15 protein-coding genes are annotated in these 16,298 nt (G+C 70.7%); 8 read left to right on the forward strand and 7 right to left on the reverse strand.

Annotated elements, in window-relative coordinates; genetic code table 11:
- Nucleotides 1-166: 166 nt before the first annotated feature.
- On the reverse strand, nucleotides 167-1,285 hold the full coding sequence (locus tag ACFE67_RS08770) for a cellulase-like family protein (RefSeq protein ID WP_375406495.1): 1,119 nt from the start codon (nucleotides 1,283-1,285) through the stop codon (nucleotides 167-169).
- A 169-nt stretch (nucleotides 1,286-1,454) separates the two neighbouring features.
- Between ACFE67_RS08770 and manD the strand changes: the two genes are divergently transcribed.
- The 4 genes from manD to ACFE67_RS08790 all read left to right on the forward strand — a co-directional run bounded on the left by manD (nucleotide 1,455) and on the right by ACFE67_RS08790 (nucleotide 5,908).
- On the forward strand, nucleotides 1,455-2,663 hold the full coding sequence (manD, locus tag ACFE67_RS08775) for a D-mannonate dehydratase ManD (protein ID WP_375406496.1): 1,209 nt from the start codon (nucleotides 1,455-1,457) through the stop codon (nucleotides 2,661-2,663).
- A 61-nt stretch (nucleotides 2,664-2,724) separates the two neighbouring features.
- Nucleotides 2,725-3,549, forward strand: a complete 825-nt coding sequence (locus tag ACFE67_RS08780; RefSeq protein WP_375406497.1) for a FadR/GntR family transcriptional regulator — start codon at nucleotides 2,725-2,727, stop codon at nucleotides 3,547-3,549.
- A 180-nt stretch (nucleotides 3,550-3,729) separates the two neighbouring features.
- Nucleotides 3,730-5,037 carry an ABC transporter substrate-binding protein gene (locus ACFE67_RS08785; RefSeq protein WP_375406498.1) on the forward strand — a complete coding sequence of 436 codons (1,308 nt, stop codon included), beginning with the start codon at nucleotides 3,730-3,732 and terminating at the stop codon, nucleotides 5,035-5,037.
- Between the two features lie 190 nt (nucleotides 5,038-5,227).
- On the forward strand, nucleotides 5,228-5,908 hold the full coding sequence (locus tag ACFE67_RS08790) for a flagellar M-ring protein FliF C-terminal domain-containing protein (protein ID WP_375406499.1): 681 nt from the start codon (nucleotides 5,228-5,230) through the stop codon (nucleotides 5,906-5,908).
- Nucleotides 5,909-6,107: 199 nt separating this feature from the next.
- Here the strand turns inward: ACFE67_RS08790 and ACFE67_RS08795 are convergent, their stop codons facing one another.
- The 4 genes from ACFE67_RS08795 to chrA all read right to left on the reverse strand — a co-directional run bounded on the left by ACFE67_RS08795 (nucleotide 6,108) and on the right by chrA (nucleotide 10,398).
- Nucleotides 6,108-7,532: a hypothetical protein gene (locus ACFE67_RS08795; protein ID WP_375406500.1), complete on the reverse strand. Its 1,425-nt coding sequence runs from the start codon at nucleotides 7,530-7,532 to the stop codon at nucleotides 6,108-6,110.
- A gap of 35 nt (nucleotides 7,533-7,567) precedes the next feature.
- Entirely contained in the window at nucleotides 7,568-8,260 is a 693-nt protein-coding gene (locus ACFE67_RS08800) for a response regulator transcription factor (RefSeq protein WP_375406501.1), read from the reverse strand.
- Nucleotides 8,257-9,063 carry a hypothetical protein gene (locus ACFE67_RS08805; protein ID WP_375406502.1) on the reverse strand — a complete coding sequence of 269 codons (807 nt, stop codon included), beginning with the start codon at nucleotides 9,061-9,063 and terminating at the stop codon, nucleotides 8,257-8,259. Before ACFE67_RS08805 ends, ACFE67_RS08800 begins: the two co-directional genes overlap by 4 nt.
- A gap of 111 nt (nucleotides 9,064-9,174) precedes the next feature.
- Nucleotides 9,175-10,398, reverse strand: a complete 1,224-nt coding sequence (chrA, locus tag ACFE67_RS08810) for a chromate efflux transporter (RefSeq protein WP_375406503.1) — start codon at nucleotides 10,396-10,398, stop codon at nucleotides 9,175-9,177.
- A 140-nt stretch (nucleotides 10,399-10,538) separates the two neighbouring features.
- Between chrA and ACFE67_RS08815 the strand changes: the two genes are divergently transcribed.
- Nucleotides 10,539-10,943: an arsenate reductase ArsC gene (locus ACFE67_RS08815; RefSeq protein ID WP_375406504.1), complete on the forward strand. Its 405-nt coding sequence runs from the start codon at nucleotides 10,539-10,541 to the stop codon at nucleotides 10,941-10,943.
- Nucleotides 10,944-11,134: 191 nt separating this feature from the next.
- On the opposite strand, the gene ACFE67_RS08820 is transcribed toward ACFE67_RS08815, so the two are convergent.
- A complete protein-coding gene (locus ACFE67_RS08820; protein ID WP_375406505.1) occupies nucleotides 11,135-12,283 on the reverse strand; it encodes a sensor histidine kinase in 1,149 nt (382 codons plus the stop codon).
- The gene (locus tag ACFE67_RS08825) at nucleotides 12,283-13,014 is read right to left on the reverse strand and encodes a response regulator transcription factor (RefSeq protein WP_375406506.1); all 732 of its coding nucleotides are present in this window, start codon (nucleotides 13,012-13,014) and stop codon (nucleotides 12,283-12,285) included. Before ACFE67_RS08825 ends, ACFE67_RS08820 begins: the two co-directional genes overlap by 1 nt.
- Before the next feature lie 111 nt (nucleotides 13,015-13,125).
- On the opposite strand from ACFE67_RS08825, the gene ACFE67_RS08830 reads away from it, so the two are divergent.
- The 3 genes from ACFE67_RS08830 to ACFE67_RS08840 form a co-directional block, all read left to right on the forward strand.
- Complete coding sequence (locus ACFE67_RS08830) at nucleotides 13,126-13,812, forward strand: methyltransferase domain-containing protein (protein WP_375406507.1); 687 nt, start codon at nucleotides 13,126-13,128, stop codon at nucleotides 13,810-13,812.
- On the forward strand, nucleotides 13,812-15,146 hold the full coding sequence (locus tag ACFE67_RS08835; protein WP_375406508.1) for a glycosyltransferase family 39 protein: 1,335 nt from the start codon (nucleotides 13,812-13,814) through the stop codon (nucleotides 15,144-15,146). Before ACFE67_RS08830 ends, ACFE67_RS08835 begins: the two co-directional genes overlap by 1 nt.
- 109 nt (nucleotides 15,147-15,255) lie before the next feature.
- On the forward strand, nucleotides 15,256-16,298 hold a 1,043-nt coding region (locus tag ACFE67_RS08840; RefSeq protein WP_375406509.1), incomplete at its 3' end, for a hypothetical protein.

Consider the following 16,298-nt stretch of genomic DNA (forward strand, 5'->3'; position numbering starts at 1 on the left):
GTCCCGGGGGTGGTCAGGGTGAGCTCGATGGCGGTGATGCCCTCCGCCACGAGCACGTCGACGACGGCGTCGTACCGCGACGCGTCATCCGCCCGAAGGACCGCGACGGCGCGGCCGCGGCGCAGGAGACCGCTGAGCGGTACCCGGGCGACGTCCTCCGCGACGGTCACGACCGCGGCAGCAGGTCGGGATCGACCGTGCTGTTCCGGATCACGTCGGTCAGGCGCCGGTGGTAGTCGACGTCGCGCCACATCCCGACGAACTGGGGTGCGCAGAAGTTCGACGTCGCGATCGCCGTCCAGCGACCGGTCGCGGCGGCGTGCACCACCGCCCGCTCGTTCAGCTCCTTCACCCAGCCCCAGTCGAGGCCCGGCCAGTCCTTGTAGTCGATGATCGACCAGCACTCGGTGGTGACGACCGGCTTCCGGGTGGCCCGCGACCAGTCGGCGACCAGGTCGATCGTGTCGAACAGGGCCGCGTCGAACCGCTGCTGCTCGGCGAGATACACCTGCCGGCCACGGAGGACGACGTTGTCGTACCCCACCGGGTCGAACAGCTCGAAGTCGTAGCCGACGTGGCGGTAGTAGTCGGAGGCGCCCGCCATCCAGATGTGCGGCTCGAGCAGGTCGAACGCCGAGACGTCGATCTCCGCGTGGTCCTCGTAGGTGTTCGAGAACGAGTAGGTGTATTCGAGGCCGGGGAACGCCTCCCGCACCAGGCCGATCGACTCGGTCATCCAGGCGCCGATGCTCGGATGGCTGATCGGCAGGCCCGGTCCGACGGCGACGCCGTACAGGAACGGCGCCCACGGCGGCAGCGGGAACTCGTTGCAGAGGTCGACGTACGCGATGTCGTCCAGCAGGCCCGCCGCGTCGATGCGGGTCAGCGTGTCGATCCAGATCCGGGCGATGTCCGCGGGCGTCTTCACGCGCATGCGCATGTCGTCGAGGTCCTGCCGGAACCAGGTCGAGAGCGCCACCCGCACGCCGTGCTCGTGCGCGGCCCGGATGAAGTCGAGCAGCTCGGGGAGGACGCGCACCTCGATCACCGACTGGGCGCCCCACGACTGCTGGTTCCACTGCGGCTTCAGCGTCCAGGTCCGCTCGCCGTCGGCGGACACGAGATGGGGGTAGGCGTCGATGCGGACCATGTCGTAGCCACGCTCGGCGAGCTCGCCGAGGGCGCGGTTCCAGTCCTCGAAGCCCGCACCGGCCCAGCGGCGCTCCAGCCAGGAGAAGTCCCACATGGTGATGGCGGCGGGCCGCCCGTCGGACAGAATCGTCATCGATCTTCTCCTTGCTCGGGAGGGCGAGCGGACGCGCACCTTCGTCGGTGCGCCGCGTTGACAATAGTATGGTCTGACCGGCATGACCAGATGGCCGCCGGGTCCGTCTCGCCCGGATTCGCCGCCGGCCCGGCTCACCGCCGGCCCGGACTCACCGCCGGAGGTCGAAATGAAGATTGACAACGTCGAGGTCGTCGTCTGCAGCCCCGGACGGAACTTCGTGACGCTCGTGGTCACCACCGACGACGGGCTCGTCGGCATCGGGGACGCGACCGTCAACGGACGCGAGCTCGCCGTGGCCAGCTATCTGCGGGACCACGTGGCCCCGACCCTGATCGGGCGGGACGCGCACGCGATCGAGGACACCTGGCAGTACCTGTACCGCGGTGCCTACTGGCGTCGCGGGCCGATCACCATGGCGGCGATCGCCGCCGTCGACGTCGCGCTCTGGGATCTCAAGGCGCAGGCCGCCGGACTGCCGCTCTACCAGCTGCTGGGCGGTCGCAGCCGGACCTCCGTGCAGGCGTACGGGCACGCGCAGGGCGCTTCGCTCGACGCCCTCGTCGACTCCGTGCAGTCCCTGCTCGACCAGGGCTTCCGTGCCGTGCGGGTGCAGGTCGCCACCCCCGGCTTCGGGGCCGGGTACGGGGTCGCCGCCGCCAGCGCCTACGAGCCGGCCAGCGCGGGCGCACGGCCCACCGAGGAGACCTGGGAGGCCGGTGCCTACCTCCGGCACATGCCCACCGTCTTCGAGCGGGTCCGCACCGAGTTCGGCCCCGAACTCGCGATCCTCCACGACGTGCACCACCGGCTGACTCCGATCCAGGCCGCACGGCTCGGCAAGTCGCTCGAGCAGTACGACCCGTTCTGGCTGGAGGACGTGACCCCGGCGGAGAACCAGGAGGCGTTCCGGCTGGTCCGGCAGCACACCACCGTCCCCCTGGCGACCGGCGAGATCTTCAACAGCGTCGTCGACTACCTGACGCTGTTCTCCGAGCAGCTCATCGATTACGCGCGGTCCGCCGTGACGCATGCAGGCGGGATCACTGGTCTCCGGCGCATCCTGGATCTCGCGGCGGTCCACCAGATCAAGAGCGCGGTCCACGGACCGACGGACATCTCCCCGATCGGCCTGGCCGCGGCCCTCCACCTCGACACGGCGATCCACAACTTCGGCATCCAGGAGTACATGCAGCACGTCGAGCAGACGGCGGAGGTCTTCGACGTCGGATACAGTTTCGCGGACGGTGCCTTCCAGCCCGGCGAACGTGCGGGACTCGGTGTCCGATTCGACCGCGACGCGGCGAAGCGGTACGAGTACCAGCGGGCCTACCTCCCGGTCAACCGCCTGGTCGACGGGACGCTCCACGACTGGTGAGTGCTTCGCTCGGTCGGCCGCAGCGCAGTCGACAGCGGCCCGGCCGACAGAGGAAGAGGCGATGACGAACACCTCCACGCAGGATCGGCCGCCCCGCCCCCCGGACCGGTCGCGCTTCGAGGCGGACCTGATCCGGCAGATCCTCAGCAGCATCTATCCGGAGGGGTCGAAGCTGCCGAGCGAGCGCGAGCTCGCCGAGACCAGCGGGCTCTCCCGTCCGATCGTCCGGGAGGTGCTCCAGGGTCTGGTGGGGCGCGGACTGATCGAGATCCGGCCGGCGCGGGGCGCGTTCGTCCGCACGCCCGGTTCGCTGCAGATCGCGGAGGTGCTGGGGTCGCTGGCGCGCCAGCACCGCGCGACCCCCCGCGACCTGGTCGAGGCACGCGAGATGGTGGAGGCCCGATCCGCCGCCGGGGCAGCCCTGCGTGCCTCCGACCACGACATCGCTCGACTACGGGAACTGGTCGCGGCGTTCGACGACGCGACCACCACGATCGAGCGTGCCCGCTGCGACCTCGTCCTGCACGCGTCGATCGCCCGGATGTCCGGTAACCCCGTGCTGGAGGTGATGTTCAGCGCGATCACGCCGATGGTGCTCGACCTGCAGCTGCGCAGCCTCAGCGACCCCGTCGTCGTGCGACTCGGGGCGCCGATCCACCACGAGGTCGTCGACGCGATCGCGCGACGCGACGCCGCCACCGCCGCGGAGGCGATGGCCCGCCACATCGTCCTGGCCCTCGACCTCTACGGCGACGACCTCGACGTGCCGCTCGACGTGCTCGCGGAGAACCAGCTGAGCGGTCTGCTGCCCGAGAACGGCCGGATCGAGGACATGATCGAGGATGTCCTCCGATCGCGACGCCCGGTCGCCGGACGTGTCTCGTAGCTCGCTGATCTCCAAACTGGTCATACCGGTCTGACGAATTTCGAGTACATTGGCCTGCACCGGAGCTCTCCGCCCCGGCGCCCGCCCCGAACACAGCGACGTGGGGACGAGCTCATGCCCCCAGCGCCCACTCGCTCTGCGATGCGACCGGCTCTCGGAGCACTCTCGCTGAGGAGAACGATGAACGACGCAGTTCCGACCGCTTTCAGCCGGCGCAGCCTGCTCGGGTATGCCGCCATCGCATCCACGCTTCCGCTGCTCGCGGCCTGTTCCACCGGCGGCGCCGGTTCCGGGTCGTCCGCTGCGTTGAAGTTCTGGGACATGCCGTGGGGCGCCGACGACTTCCTGAAGGCGGAGAAAGCGCTGGTCGCGACCTACAAGCCGGCTGCGGGACTGCCGGCCGCGAAGTACCAGCTCATCCAGTGGGACAACTTCTACCAGACCTTCAGTTCGGCCGTCGCGTCGCGGACCGGCCCGGCTGTCAGTTCGGGCGGCGGCTTCCAGGCCTTCCAGCTCGCGGATCAGGGCGCGATCGCCTACGCCGACGGGGTCGTCGAGGCGATGCAGAAGAACGGGATGGTCGACGACTTCATTCCGGGGCTGCTCGACAGCTTCAAGACCGAGAAGGGCTACGTCGCGATCCCGTGGTCGATCGACATCCGCGTGATCTGGTACCGGAAGTCGCTGCTCGAGAAGGCGGGGGTCGAGGTTCCCACGGACTGGGATTCGCTCCGCGCGGCCGGGCTGGCGCTCAAGAAGATCGGCGTCTACGGCTTCGGCACGGGCGCGGGCAGCGGGAACTCCATCGGCAACCAGTCGGTGATGACCATGATCCTGAACAACGGGGGCGGTCTCTTCGACGAGGACGGCAAGCCGAACACGGCGACAGCGGAGAACATCGAGGCGGTCGACTTCCTGATCGGGCTCGCGAAGGACGGGATCATCGACCCGAACTCGATCAGCTACACCGGCGAGAACATGCTGGCCCAGTGGAAGAACAAGTCGTTCGGCATCGGCGTCTCCAACCCCGGGCTGGCGACGGACGTCGGCGAGACCGAGGGCGACCTGCAGGTGACCAGCCCGCTCACGAGTTCCGGCGGGAAGAAGGGGACGATCGTCTATATCCCGAACCTGATGATGTACACGAACACCCCCTCCCAGAAGGGTTCGGAGGCGTTCCTGCTCTGGTACCTGCAGAACATCAAGACCTACTGGACGTCCAGCGTTCTCGGCCTGCTGCCGGCGTTCAAGTCGATCGCCGCGACGCCGGAGTTCCAGAAGAACACGACCGGGGTCAAGATCGTGAACGAGTGGGCGCCGCTGGCCAAGACGCTGGCCGCGAACTCGCCGAAGCAGTTCTCGGCCCTCGCCGCGCTCGACGGCGGCAGCGCGATCAACCAGTTCGCTCAGACGGTCCTCACCGGGAAGACCTCGGCGAAGACCGCGCTGCAGGACCTCCAGACGGGCCTCGAAGCGGTCGTGAAGTAGGTCCCGCGAGCTGACAGGAGACGCTCGGGCGGCCGAGGGATGCGCGAACGACCGCGCGTCCGCTCGGTCGCGGCAGTTGCGATTCGATTGCGCTGGCGTGCACGAATTCGGGTGAACGGCTCGGACTGGGGATATCGGGAGTACGCCTCTTGGAGTTCACTGTCGAATCCGACGCGTGGGGGAGCAGGAGATGATCAGAGTCCTGCCTATTCGCGGCCGCCGCGCGACGATCGGTGTCGCGGCAGTGCTGCTGCTCTGGCCGCTTGCCGCATCGACGGCGTTCGCCTCGACCGGCACCGTGCCCGGCAGCGACCGCGCCGCTGCGGTGCAGGCCGTCCTCGACCGCGTTCTCGGCCCGGGCAACTCGACCGTCGTCGTCTCCGACACCATCCGGACCTCGACCGCCCGCACGACGAGCGTGCAGTGGGGGAGCGGCGCGGTCGGGTCGGTCGCGCAGAACACGGTGGTGACGTCGGCCGGGACGTCGGTGGCGACCACGCAGCAGAACCTCGACGGCAGCACGACCACCGTACTCGCGATGCCGGCCGGCTCGCTCGTCGACCAGTCGGTGTCCGTCGTCGTCGATCGCGCTCACCTCGGCGCGACGAGCCTGGCCACACTCAACCGGCTCGTGACCGCGACCGCGGGGATCACGCCCGCTCGGGGCGACAAGGTCTCCGTCGTCGTCGCGCGGTTCGCACGGCAGGCGCCGGCGACCGCACCCGCCGTCGGGCTGCCGACGCTCCTCCTTCCCTACGCGGTGCCGGCGATCTGGATGCTCGGCGCCGTCATCGCCGTGCTGATCGTCGCCATCGCGATCCGCGGCGGCCGTCGCGCGGCGAAGCCGGGAACCGAAGTCCAGCGGGCCTGAGGCGTCCCGACCGGTCCTGTGCGCGCGGCGCGGACGCTGGCAGACGCCCACGCGCGCGGCAGCCCGCTGTCGCGCCCGCTCGAACGGGACGAGCCGCACGGCGACGGGGCCTCACGATCGCCGCGGCGGTGGAGGACGGGGCGCAGGTCGGGCCGCCCGAGGCGAGCGCTCATCGTGCGCTCGTCGTGGTGGTCGACGATCAGACGTCGGCGACGATTCCGGCCAGGTGCCGACGCCGGCCGGCGAGGCGCTGCTGCACAGTGAACGCCACGATCCCGCCGACGATGACGAGCAGGAACGCATCGCTGACCAGCGCAGTACTGACGCCGAGCCCACCGCCGTTCGTGCTCTGCGTGAACAGGTCGCCGAGCGAGGCGCCGAGCGGCCGGGTGAGCACGTACGCGATCCAGAACGTCAGCACGTCGCTGGCGGTGAACCCGAATCGCGCGACGGCGACCACCGCGATGGCTCCGGCGAAGATCGCCGCCGACGGCAGGTAACCGAGCGCCATGCCCTCCGCGAACCAATCGCCGGCCGAGGTGCCGAGCGCGAAGGCGAACAGGATCGCGGTCCAGTAGAACGCCTCGCGGCGGCGGGTGACGATCGTGTGGATCGAGAGGGTGTGCTCGCTGAGGTACCAGGCGGTGAACGCGGCGGCGAGGCCGAGCGCGAAGATGAGGGTCGAGAGCGCGAGGGGGACGCCCCAGCCGTCGACGAGGTTGTCGGAGAAGAGCGTGCCGACGACGCTGATGACGACGACGTTCGTCCAGTAGATCGCCGGGATGTAGCGCCGCACGGCGAACTGCGCCGTCAGGCCGACCGCGAGCACGGCGGCGGCGATCAGGGTCGTGCCGCCCAGCCCGAGACCCAGCGTGCCGTTCAGGAAGTCGGCGCCGGTCTCGCCGACCGTCGTCGAGCAGATCTTCACCAGCCAGAACAGCAGGGTGACGTGCGGGACCTTGTTGAGCATGGTCGCAGCCATGGGACGCGCCTGCGCGGTCTCGATCGAGATGTTCATGCCTCCACGGTGCGGCCGCGCACCTTCATCTCGCAGCAACGTGCCCTTGACCGAATCGCAATGCCGCCACGCAATGCGATCCACCCCGTGCAGGCGCAGGCGAGCAGCGCGGCCGAGCACGAGCGCCGCGAGGCCCGTCGCACCGAGCACGGCGAGGATCCCGAGCAGCGCGCCGTCCGTGGTGATCGAGGCGAGGGTCGCCTCGTACGGTGCCTCGTCCACGCCGGTCACCGCGACCGCCACGATCCGACCCCTGCTGCGCACCGGTATCGCCAGCAGGTGGAGCAGCCCGGACCTCGACGTGGTACGCGCGGTTGCGGCGCCGAGCCGGTGCACCTCCACGCCGACCGCCCCACGCGGATGCGACCCCTCGATCTGCTTCCCGGTGCCGTCGAACACCCAGTTCGGCGAGTCCAGCAGCAGGTCGTCCTCCCCTCTGATGTCGACCCTGCCGCCGGACGTGTCGATCGTCGCGACCAGCGCGGCCGCGCGGTCCTGCAGGCGGCTCCGGATCGCCGAGTCCACCTCCACGTGCAGCACCGCCACCGAGGCGGCGACCGCGCCCGCGGCGACCAGCACGCTCAGCAGGAACGAGGCGATCGTCAAGCGCAGCCGGAGAGGGCGCTTCCGCCACCGGCGGATCACGTGCCGCGGAGGATGTAGCCGATCCCGCGAACGGTGTGGATCGTCGCCTCCGACCCGAGGTCCAGCAGGTGCCGGCGGATGCGGTGCAGGTAGGTGTCGAGGGTGTTGCCGTTCACGCGGGCACCCGGTACCCAGGCGGCGTTCACGAGCTCTCCGCGACGGACCAGGTGCCCGGCGTGCGCGAGCAGCTCGGCCACCAGCCGGAACTCCGTCGGCGTGAGCAGATGCGCGTCGTCGCCCAGACACAGCGCGAACCGTTCCGGATCGAGGTGCAGTCCCCCGACCGGCTCCGACGGCGAGGAGCGGCGGCCGAGTGCCTCGATGCGCGCGATCAGCTCGGGCACGGCGAAGGGCTTGACGAGGTAATCGAGCCCGCCCGAGGCGAACCCCTGCACGATGTCGTGCACCTGCCCGACCGCGGAGAGGAACATCGCCGGCGCCTGCTGGCCGTTCGCGCGCAGCACGCGGCAGAGGTCGCGGCCGTCCATGTCGGGCAGCCCGACGTCGAGCACGAGCACGTCGATGCGCTCGTCGCCCGCGAACCGCCGCACCGCCTGCGTGCCGGACTGCGCGAAGACGCCGGTGTGGCCGGCGGCGGCGAGGCACTCGTCGAGCAGCCGGGTGATCGCGGGGTCGTCTTCGACGCAGGCGACGAGGAGCTCTCGGGTCGCAGTGGTGCCGTCGGTCATGCCGCCTCCTCCGGGCTCGCCGCGCGGAGGGGAGTTCGGCCTCCGCTGCTCCCGCGGGACTGGATGCTCAGCGTCGCCACCAGCAGCACGAACAGGAGCAGCAGGACGCCGCTCACGGGGCCTGTGCCGAGGTCCATGCCGCCGCGCGCGCCAGGTACCGCGAGCCAGTCGGCGAACGAGGCGCCGAGCGGCCGCGTCGTCACGTAGGCGATCCAGAACGTCGTGATCGCTCCTCGCCGCGTCGCGGCGAAGAACAGGCCCGGCGCTGCGAAGACGAGCAGGAACAGCACGGCGGAGCCGAGGTAGCCGAGACCGAGGGAGGTGGCGGTCAGGTCGCCGGAGGCCGTGCCGAGCGCGAACGTCGCCATGACGGCGGCCCAGTAGAAGGTCTCCCGCCGAGGCGTCGTGATGTCGTGCACGGAGAGCGTCCGCTCGACCAGCCACCAGGTGATGAACACGGCCGCGAGCACGATCGCGAAGCCGGCCGTCGAGACCGCGTACGGCACGCCGAGCCCGACGTGCAGCACGTCGGCGGCCATGGTGCCGAACACGCTCACCATGAGCGCAGTCGCCCAGTAGGTCGCCGGCCGATACCCGCGGGCCCGGAACTGGACGACGAGGGCGACGACGAGAACGAGCAGCGCGGCCGGCACGACGAGCTCGGGAGCGAACGTGCGGACCAGGAAGTCGGAGGTCGTCTCACCCATGCCGGTGGTCAGCACCTTCACCACCCAGAACGCGGCGCCCGGCTCGGGTACGCGGGCCGTGCCCGGCGCGGCCGGGCCCCGCGGCGATGAGGTCATGGCGTGATGCTCCGCGTCGAGGAACAAGAATCGGCAAAGACGCAGCCACGGGTGTGGTCGAGGTGTTCCGTGGCGTCACGCGCGATCGTGGGATCGCTGTCGACGGACCGCTCAGAGGAGCAGCTGGCCGAGGATCCCGGCGACGATCACCACGGCCCACGCGGGTGTTCTCCACTTCGTCAGCGCGACGACCGCGGCGATCGCGATCGCGAGGGACAGGGGACTCGTCACGCCCTCGGTGAAGACGGGGTCGTAGAGCGCCGCGGCGAGGATCCCGACGACGCCGGCGCCGATCCCGGCGACGGCACGGCGAGCGATCGGGGCGGTACGGATCGAGAGCCAGAAGGGCAGCGCCCCGACCAGGAGGAGCGCTCCCGGAAGGAAGATGCCGATGAGGGCGATCGCGGCTCCGGCGACTCCCGAGGGGCTGCCGGTGTTCACCGCGCCGAGGAACGCGGCGAAGGTGAAGAGCGGGCCAGGCACTGCTTGCGCTGCTCCATAGCCGGCGAGGAAGGCGTCGTGGCCGACCAGTCCGGTGGGGACGGTCTGCGACTCGAGCAACGGCAGCACCACGTGGCCGCCGCCGATCACCAGGGCGCCCGCGCGGAAGAAGATCCCGAACAGCTCGAGAGCGCCGCCGCTGACCGCGCGAGCGAGGATCGGGAGACCGATCAGCAGCACCACCCACGCGGTCAGGCATGCCACCGCGACCGCTCGAGGCACCCGCACCTCGAAGGCCGGTTCCTGGTCGTCTGCTGCAGGCACGGGCGCTTCGCGGAGCCAGAGCGATCCTGCGAGTCCGGCTGCCACGATCACGGCGACCTGCAGCGCGCTGTTCGGGATCAGCAGCGCCGCGATCGCGCCGGCACCTGCGATCGTGGCACGTCTCGCGTCGGATGCGAGGGTGCGCGCCATGCTGAGGACGGCCTGCGCGACGACAGCGACCGCTGCGGCCTTGAGCCCCTGCACCCAGCCGCCGTCGGTCAGGCCGGAGACGCTCGTGATGGCGAGTGCGAAGACGACCAGCAGCACCGCGGACGGCAGCGTGAAGGCGAGCCAGGCTGCGATCATCCCTGCGAAGCCCGCCCGCTGCAGGCCGATCGCCATGCCGACCTGGCTGGACGCCGGCCCTGGCAGGAACTGGCTGAGGGCGACGACGTCGGTGTAGGCCCGTTCCGTCAGCCATTTCCGCCGGATCACGAACGCCTCGTGGAAGAAGCCGATGTGCGCGATCGGGCCACCGAACGACGTCACGCCGAGCTGCAGGAATGCGGCGAACACCTGCGGTGCGGTGCCCGGCGGGCGGCCGCGATCGAGCTGCGAGGCGACGTTCATGAGAAGGCCAGGATGGCGGACTTCGGTGAACACGCAGGTGCTCCACCCAGGGCGGATCGCGTCCGCGGCACCGCCGGGGACGGCGGCCAGCTCTCTGGTGAATCGACGGTGTCCGATGGGTGTTCGATGAAGGAGTGCCGATGTCCGACGACCTGCCCTCGATCTTGTTCGTGTGCGTGCACAACGCCGGACGCTCGCAGATGGCGGCCGGATTCGCTGCGACGCTCGGTGCCGGACAGGTGCGGGTGCTGTCCGCGGGCAGTGAGCCGGCGGATCGCATCAACCCCATCGCGGTCGAAGCGATGGCCGAGGCCGGGATCGACATCGCCGGGACGCAGCCGCGCGTGCTGGCCGTCGACGACGTCCGCGCCTCCGATGTCGTGATCACGATGGGCTGCGGCGACGCCTGCCCGATCTTCCCCGGCAAGCGGTACGAGGACTGGGAGATCACCGATCCGGCTGGTCTGCCGATCGACGAGGTTCGGCCGATCCGGGACGACATCGAGCAGCGCGTCACAGCCCTCCTGAGCGGCCTCGTCGGCTGATCGGGTCCCGTCCGTCCGGAGGAGGTGACGACACGGCCGAGCAGACCACCTGCTGCGGCGGCACCTGCTGCTGCTGATCGAGTGACGACGGGTTCGGCGAGGAATCGACCGGAGTGATCGTGCGCCGACGGTCAGCGGGGATCGTGCTGGTGATGCCGCTCGGTGAGTGGACGGTCCGCTTCCTGGTGCGCTCAAGCGGTCAGATGCTGCTGCCGAGGGAGTCGGACGTTGAAACGGCACCCGCCCGGCACGTTCTGCACGCTCACGTTCCCGGCGTGGGCCTCCGCGATCCCGCGCACGATCGCCAGGCCGAGCCCGGCGCCTGCGGCGCGGGTCGACGGATCGATCGTCCGGGCGGCCGTGCCGCGCCAGCCGGGTTCGAAGACGCGCTCGAGGTCGGGCTCGGGGATACCGCCGGCGCTGTCCTCGACCGTGAGGAGCACGCGATCGTCGCCGTCGTGCCGAGCCGCCACCAGGATGGTGCCGCCCTCGGCGGAATGCTGGATCGCGTTGATCAGCAGGTTGCCGACCATCCGGGCGAGCTCGCCCGGATCTCCGACCACGACGAGCGAATCGCCGCAGTCCTCCGTCATGCGGATCGATCGCGCGAGTGCAAGTGGCGCCAACTCCGCGACGGCATCGCTCACCAGGTCGTAGAGAGCGATGTGCTCCATCGTCAGCGGCATCGTGCCCGTCTGGATCTTCGAGAGCTCGAACAGGTCGTCGACCATCACCGACAGGTGGTCGACCTGCGCACGCATCCGCGCGTAGTAACGCGGTGGATCCTCCGCGACCCCGTCCTCGAGGGACTCGGCCATCGCGCGCAGGCCGGCGAGCGGCGTCCGCAGATCGTGAGAGATCCACGCGATCAGGTCCCGTCGTGATGCCTCGATCGCCACGACCTCGTCCCGAGCCTCGGCGAGGCGCCTGCTGGTGGCGCTCAGCTCGGCTGTCACTGTCGCGAACTCGATGTTGTGGTGCACGTCCCGATCGATCTCGAGCGGGTCGCCGTCGCCGAGTGCCTTCGCGACGAGTCGGAGTCGTTCCGTGCTCCGCACGAAGGTCCGGCCGAGCAACCAGGCCAGCGCCACCGCGATCACGCCGGAGACGGCCGCCACGACGAGCGTCACGACCAGGTCGTGCGGGGACACGTACATGGCCAGGCCGACCGCGATCGTGCCGGCGGCCATGGCTGCCACCGCCGCGATGATCAGGACGACCAGCTGTGCCACGACGGACGCACGCCGGGTCAACCGCAGCAGGGGCAGTGCCACCGCGCCGACCACCACGGCGGCCACCAGCGAGATCGCGACGATCCTCGCGACATCCACCGCCGACATCAGGCCACGTCCGGCGGGTCCAGGCGGTAGCCGACGCCCCAGATCGTCCGCAGGATCTGCGGGTCCGCGGCATCGACCTCGATCTTCTCCCGCACGCGACGGACCGCCACCGTGACCGTGGACAGGTCGCCGATCTCCCAGTGCCAGACCTCGCGGAGGAGCCTCGGTCGATCGAACGCCTGCCGGGGATGCTTCAGCAGGAATGCGAGCAGGTCGAACTCCCGAAGGGAGAGGGTCAGAGCGCTGCCGTCCTTGGCGACGGTCCTCGCAGACGGATCGAGAGCGAACCCGCCGAGCTCGAACGGGCTCTCCGGCGTCAGCGAGGTCACGCTCCGGCGCAGGATCGACTGCACCCGCAGCACCAGCTCACGCGGGGAGAACGGCTTCGCGAGATAGTCGTCCGCGCCGGCCTCGAGCCCGGCGATCCGGTCCTCCGTGCTGCCGAGTGCGGTGAGCAGCAGGACGGGGATCGGCCATACGGCACGGATCCGTCTGCACACCTCGAGCCCCTCGATGCCAGGGAGCATCCGGTCGAGTACCACGATGTCGGGTCGCGCTCGATGGACCGCCGCGAGCGCCGCGAATCCGTCGACGGCCGTGTCGACGAGGAATCCGGCGGAGTGCAGGTAGGCGACGGTCACCTCGAGCACTGTCGGATCGTCCTCGACGACCAGGACCCGCCGGTCTGCGAGGTCGCTCGACACGAGCACCTCGGGGAGGGGGACGGGCATACCTGAGGATAAGGACGCCCATGCGCCTCGACCCAGCCGGTGTCTGGAAGCGTCTTCGATCGGTAAGAGTTCCGTGCCCGGGGTCGTCCCTCGGATTCGTATGGTCTGTGCGTGTCCACCGCCGCACCGCCGACGTTCGGGGCCGGTGGCGGCGAGCCGTACGGCTTCGCCCTCGACGACGGGGACCGGACCCTGACGCTGCACGAGTACCGCGCCGATCCCGGCGGGGTGGCGTCGCACGGACGGCGGATCGACCTCGACCGGTTCCTGGCCGCTGCGGACGACGTCGACGGCGAAGCGATCGAGGCTGCGGACGGCCCGGTGCTCGACATCGGGTGCGGTCCTGGCAGGATGCTGCGCGCCGCTGCCATCCGCGGCCACGTCGTGCTGGGCATCGACGTCTCAGCAGCGGCGGTGCGGATCGCCGGCCGTCGGGGGCTCCCCGTCCTGCGGCGATCCGTGTTCGAGTGCGTGCCGGGCTGCGGCCGGTGGGGGACGGCGATCCTGCTCGACGGCAACATCGGCATCGGCGGAGATCCCGTCGCGCTGCTGCAGCGCTGCGTCGACCTCGTTCGACCGCATGGCGGCCGTGTGGTGATCGAGACGCATCCGGACCCGCTGCGTGACCGCGCGTTCCAGAGCCAGGTCGTCGACGACCTCGGGCGTCGCAGCGTGCCCTTCGCGTGGGCCGAGGTCGGAGTCGCGGCGCTCCGACGCCATGCCGCGAGCGCCGGACTGGTCTGGGAGCGGGAATGGGCGGGGCAGGAGCGCAGCTTCGCCGAGTACGTGCGCCCGTGATGCCGCTCGGACGGACCGAGCGGTCGGTCGCGCCGTGGATCGGCTTCGCTGCAGCGGTCCTGCTGGTCGTCGCGTCGGCCGTCGCACCGCGGGTCTTCGGGTGGGACGTGCAGGCCGGCCAGGTCCCGCCGCTGCTCGCCGGCTTCCGCCCCCACGTCGGTCCCGGCACGCTGCCCGCGCTCGCGATCGGTGTGCTCGTCGTCGTGTTCGGCCGACGGTTCGCCGAACGCAGCCGGTGGCCGCTCCTCCTCGCCGTCTCGTTCCTCACCGCCGCCGCCTGGGCCGTCAGCCTTGCGACCGTCGATGGCCTGTGGGGCATCTCGCGGGTCTTCGACAACCCGTCCGAGTACCTTCTGCCGGCGCGCAGGGTGACGGATGTCCGCGCGACGCTGCACGGCTTCATCGCGCGCATCCCGATCACGTCCCCGCACCGCTGGCCGGTGAACGTCGCGGGACATCCGCCCGGCGCACTGCTGCTCTTCGTCCTGCTGACGCGGATCGGAATCGACAGCGGACTCGCCACCGGTGTCGTTGCGATCCTCATCGCGTCCACCACTCCCGTGACGGTGCTGCTCTGCGTCCGCAGGCTCGGGGCGGAGGGTGCGGCGCGGCGTGCGGCACCGTTCCTCGCCGTGGGACCGTCCGCCGTCTGGATCGGCGTGACCGGAGACGCGATGTTCGCGGCGGTGGCGGCCTGGGGGCTCTGCTGCCTCGTGTTCGCTGCGACGGCGCATCGACGCCGGACGCTTGCGATCGCAGCGATCGGAGCGGGTGGGCTGCTCGGGCTGAGCGTGTTCCTCTCCTACGGGCTGGTCCTGCTCGGCATCGCAGCGGTCGCGGTCCTGCTCGTCGCCCGCTCGTGGCGGCCGCTCCCGATCGCCGTCGCGGCGGCCGTCGCCGTCGCAGCGGGGTTCGCGGTGAGCGGCTTCGCCTGGTGGGAGGCCTATCCGGTCCTCGTGCAGCGATACTGGGCGGGCGTCGCGAGGCTGCGGCCGCCCCTCTACTGGATCTGGGCGAACCTCGCGCTGCTCGCGATCTCGGCCGGCCCGATCGTCGGAGCGGGCGTGGCCGCTGTCCTGGCGCGACTCAGGGTCGTGGGCGGTCGCTCGGAGGAGCGGGTCGTGGTGCTGCTCACCGCTGCCGCCGCCGCGATGGTCATGGCCGCCGATCTCTCGGGGCTCAGCAAGTCGGAGGTGGAGCGGATCTGGCTGCCGTTCATACCGTGGGTGCTGCTCGGCACGGCGCTGCTGCCAGCGCGATGGCGCCGGTTCGGGCTCGCGGCCGGCATCGTCACCGGCCTCGTGGTGGAGCACCTCCTGCACACCGCCTGGTGAGCGCCGTCCGTGTCCGACTCGTAAGGGAATCGACCGGTCGGCGTCGCGTGCGGCGCCTAGCGTCGCCGGCGGATGACCCGCGTCGGCGCGGGTACAGGAGGGGCGCACCGTGGATGATGTCCGGTCCAGCGTCCCGCTGACCCGCGAGGCCGGGAAGCCGGTTCCCGTCTCGCCTGTCGACGAGGGAGGGACGTCCTCGGGGGAGCAGGTCGCCTGGTTCGAGGAGCCCGGCGACGGGCTCGTCGAGAACGGTGCGCTGCTGGTGCAGGCGACACTCGAGACACCGGCACGACACCCTCGGACCGCCGTCGTCATCGGCCGGCTGCTGGGCGCGGCCTTCCTCGTGTGCTTCGCGACCGGGCTCTACAGCCACTTCATCCAGGACCCGCTGCCGTGGATGGGGTTCCCGAGCCGCCCCGAATGGCTCTACCGCGTGACGCAGGGCGTACACGTCGTCGCAGGGATCGCCTGCATCCCGCTGCTGCTCGGCAAGCTCTCCACGATCTTCCCGCTGCTGTTCGCGTGGCCACCCGTCAGCTCCGTCGCCGGTCTGCTCGAGCGGGCGTCGATCGCGCTGTTCGTCGCATCATCGCTCGTGCAGCTCGCGATAGGGCTGCTGAACACGCTCCAGTGGTACCCGTGGACGTTCTCGTTCCGCCACACGCACTTCGCGCTCGCCTGGATCATCGTCGCCTCCCTGCTGACCCACATCGGCGTGAAGCTGCCGATCATCGCCCGCTGGTGGCGCCGCCGGGACAGCGTGGACGCCGCCGGTCGACTGCTCGCCGTCCGACCCGGCGAGGGGGAGCTGCGTGCGCACGAGCACGCCGCCGACGGGATCACCGGCTACCTCCAGCGACTGCTCGACCGGCCCCGCCGGCCCACGGAGATCGTCAGTCGAAGGACACTGATCGGCGCGGTCGGGATCGGCACCGCAGTCGCCGTGGTCGGATCCGCCGGGCAGACCGTGCCGGCGCTCGCGCCGCTGGACGTGTTCGGTCCGCGACGGGTCGGGCTCGGCCCGCAGCGCCTGCCGGTCAACAAGACGGCGAGGTCGGCGGGTGTCATCACGAGCGCGACGGCGGCCGACTGGTCGCTGGCGATCGCCGGCTCCGGAGGGAAGCGGTCGTTGACGCTCGCGGAGCTGCGTGC

Origin of the sequence: uncultured Amnibacterium sp., assembly GCF_964244015.1 — a bacterium.
Lineage (GTDB): Bacteria > Actinomycetota > Actinomycetes > Actinomycetales > Microbacteriaceae > Amnibacterium.

Excerpts from the sequence above, each read along its gene's own strand:
- ACFE67_RS08835 (WP_375406508.1), top strand. The coding sequence starts at position 13,812 with ATGCCGCTCGGACGGACCGAGCGGTCGGTCGCGCCGTGGATCGGCTTC.
- ACFE67_RS08825 (WP_375406506.1), bottom strand. The coding sequence starts at position 13,014 with ATGCCCGTCCCCCTCCCCGAGGTGCTCGTGTCGAGCGACCTCGCAGAC.
- ACFE67_RS08800 (WP_375406501.1), bottom strand. The coding sequence starts at position 8,260 with ATGACCGACGGCACCACTGCGACCCGAGAGCTCCTCGTCGCCTGCGTC.
- ACFE67_RS08780 (WP_375406497.1), top strand. The coding sequence starts at position 2,725 with ATGACGAACACCTCCACGCAGGATCGGCCGCCCCGCCCCCCGGACCGG.
- ACFE67_RS08790 (WP_375406499.1), top strand. The coding sequence starts at position 5,228 with ATGATCAGAGTCCTGCCTATTCGCGGCCGCCGCGCGACGATCGGTGTC.
- ACFE67_RS08820 (WP_375406505.1), bottom strand. The coding sequence starts at position 12,283 with ATGTCGGCGGTGGATGTCGCGAGGATCGTCGCGATCTCGCTGGTGGCC.
- ACFE67_RS08805 (WP_375406502.1), bottom strand. The coding sequence starts at position 9,063 with ATGACCTCATCGCCGCGGGGCCCGGCCGCGCCGGGCACGGCCCGCGTA.
- chrA (WP_375406503.1), bottom strand. The coding sequence starts at position 10,398 with ATGAACGTCGCCTCGCAGCTCGATCGCGGCCGCCCGCCGGGCACCGCA.
- ACFE67_RS08785 (WP_375406498.1), top strand. The coding sequence starts at position 3,730 with ATGAACGACGCAGTTCCGACCGCTTTCAGCCGGCGCAGCCTGCTCGGG.
- ACFE67_RS08815 (WP_375406504.1), top strand. The coding sequence starts at position 10,539 with ATGTCCGACGACCTGCCCTCGATCTTGTTCGTGTGCGTGCACAACGCC.
- manD (WP_375406496.1), top strand. The coding sequence starts at position 1,455 with ATGAAGATTGACAACGTCGAGGTCGTCGTCTGCAGCCCCGGACGGAAC.
- ACFE67_RS08770 (WP_375406495.1), bottom strand. The coding sequence starts at position 1,285 with ATGACGATTCTGTCCGACGGGCGGCCCGCCGCCATCACCATGTGGGAC.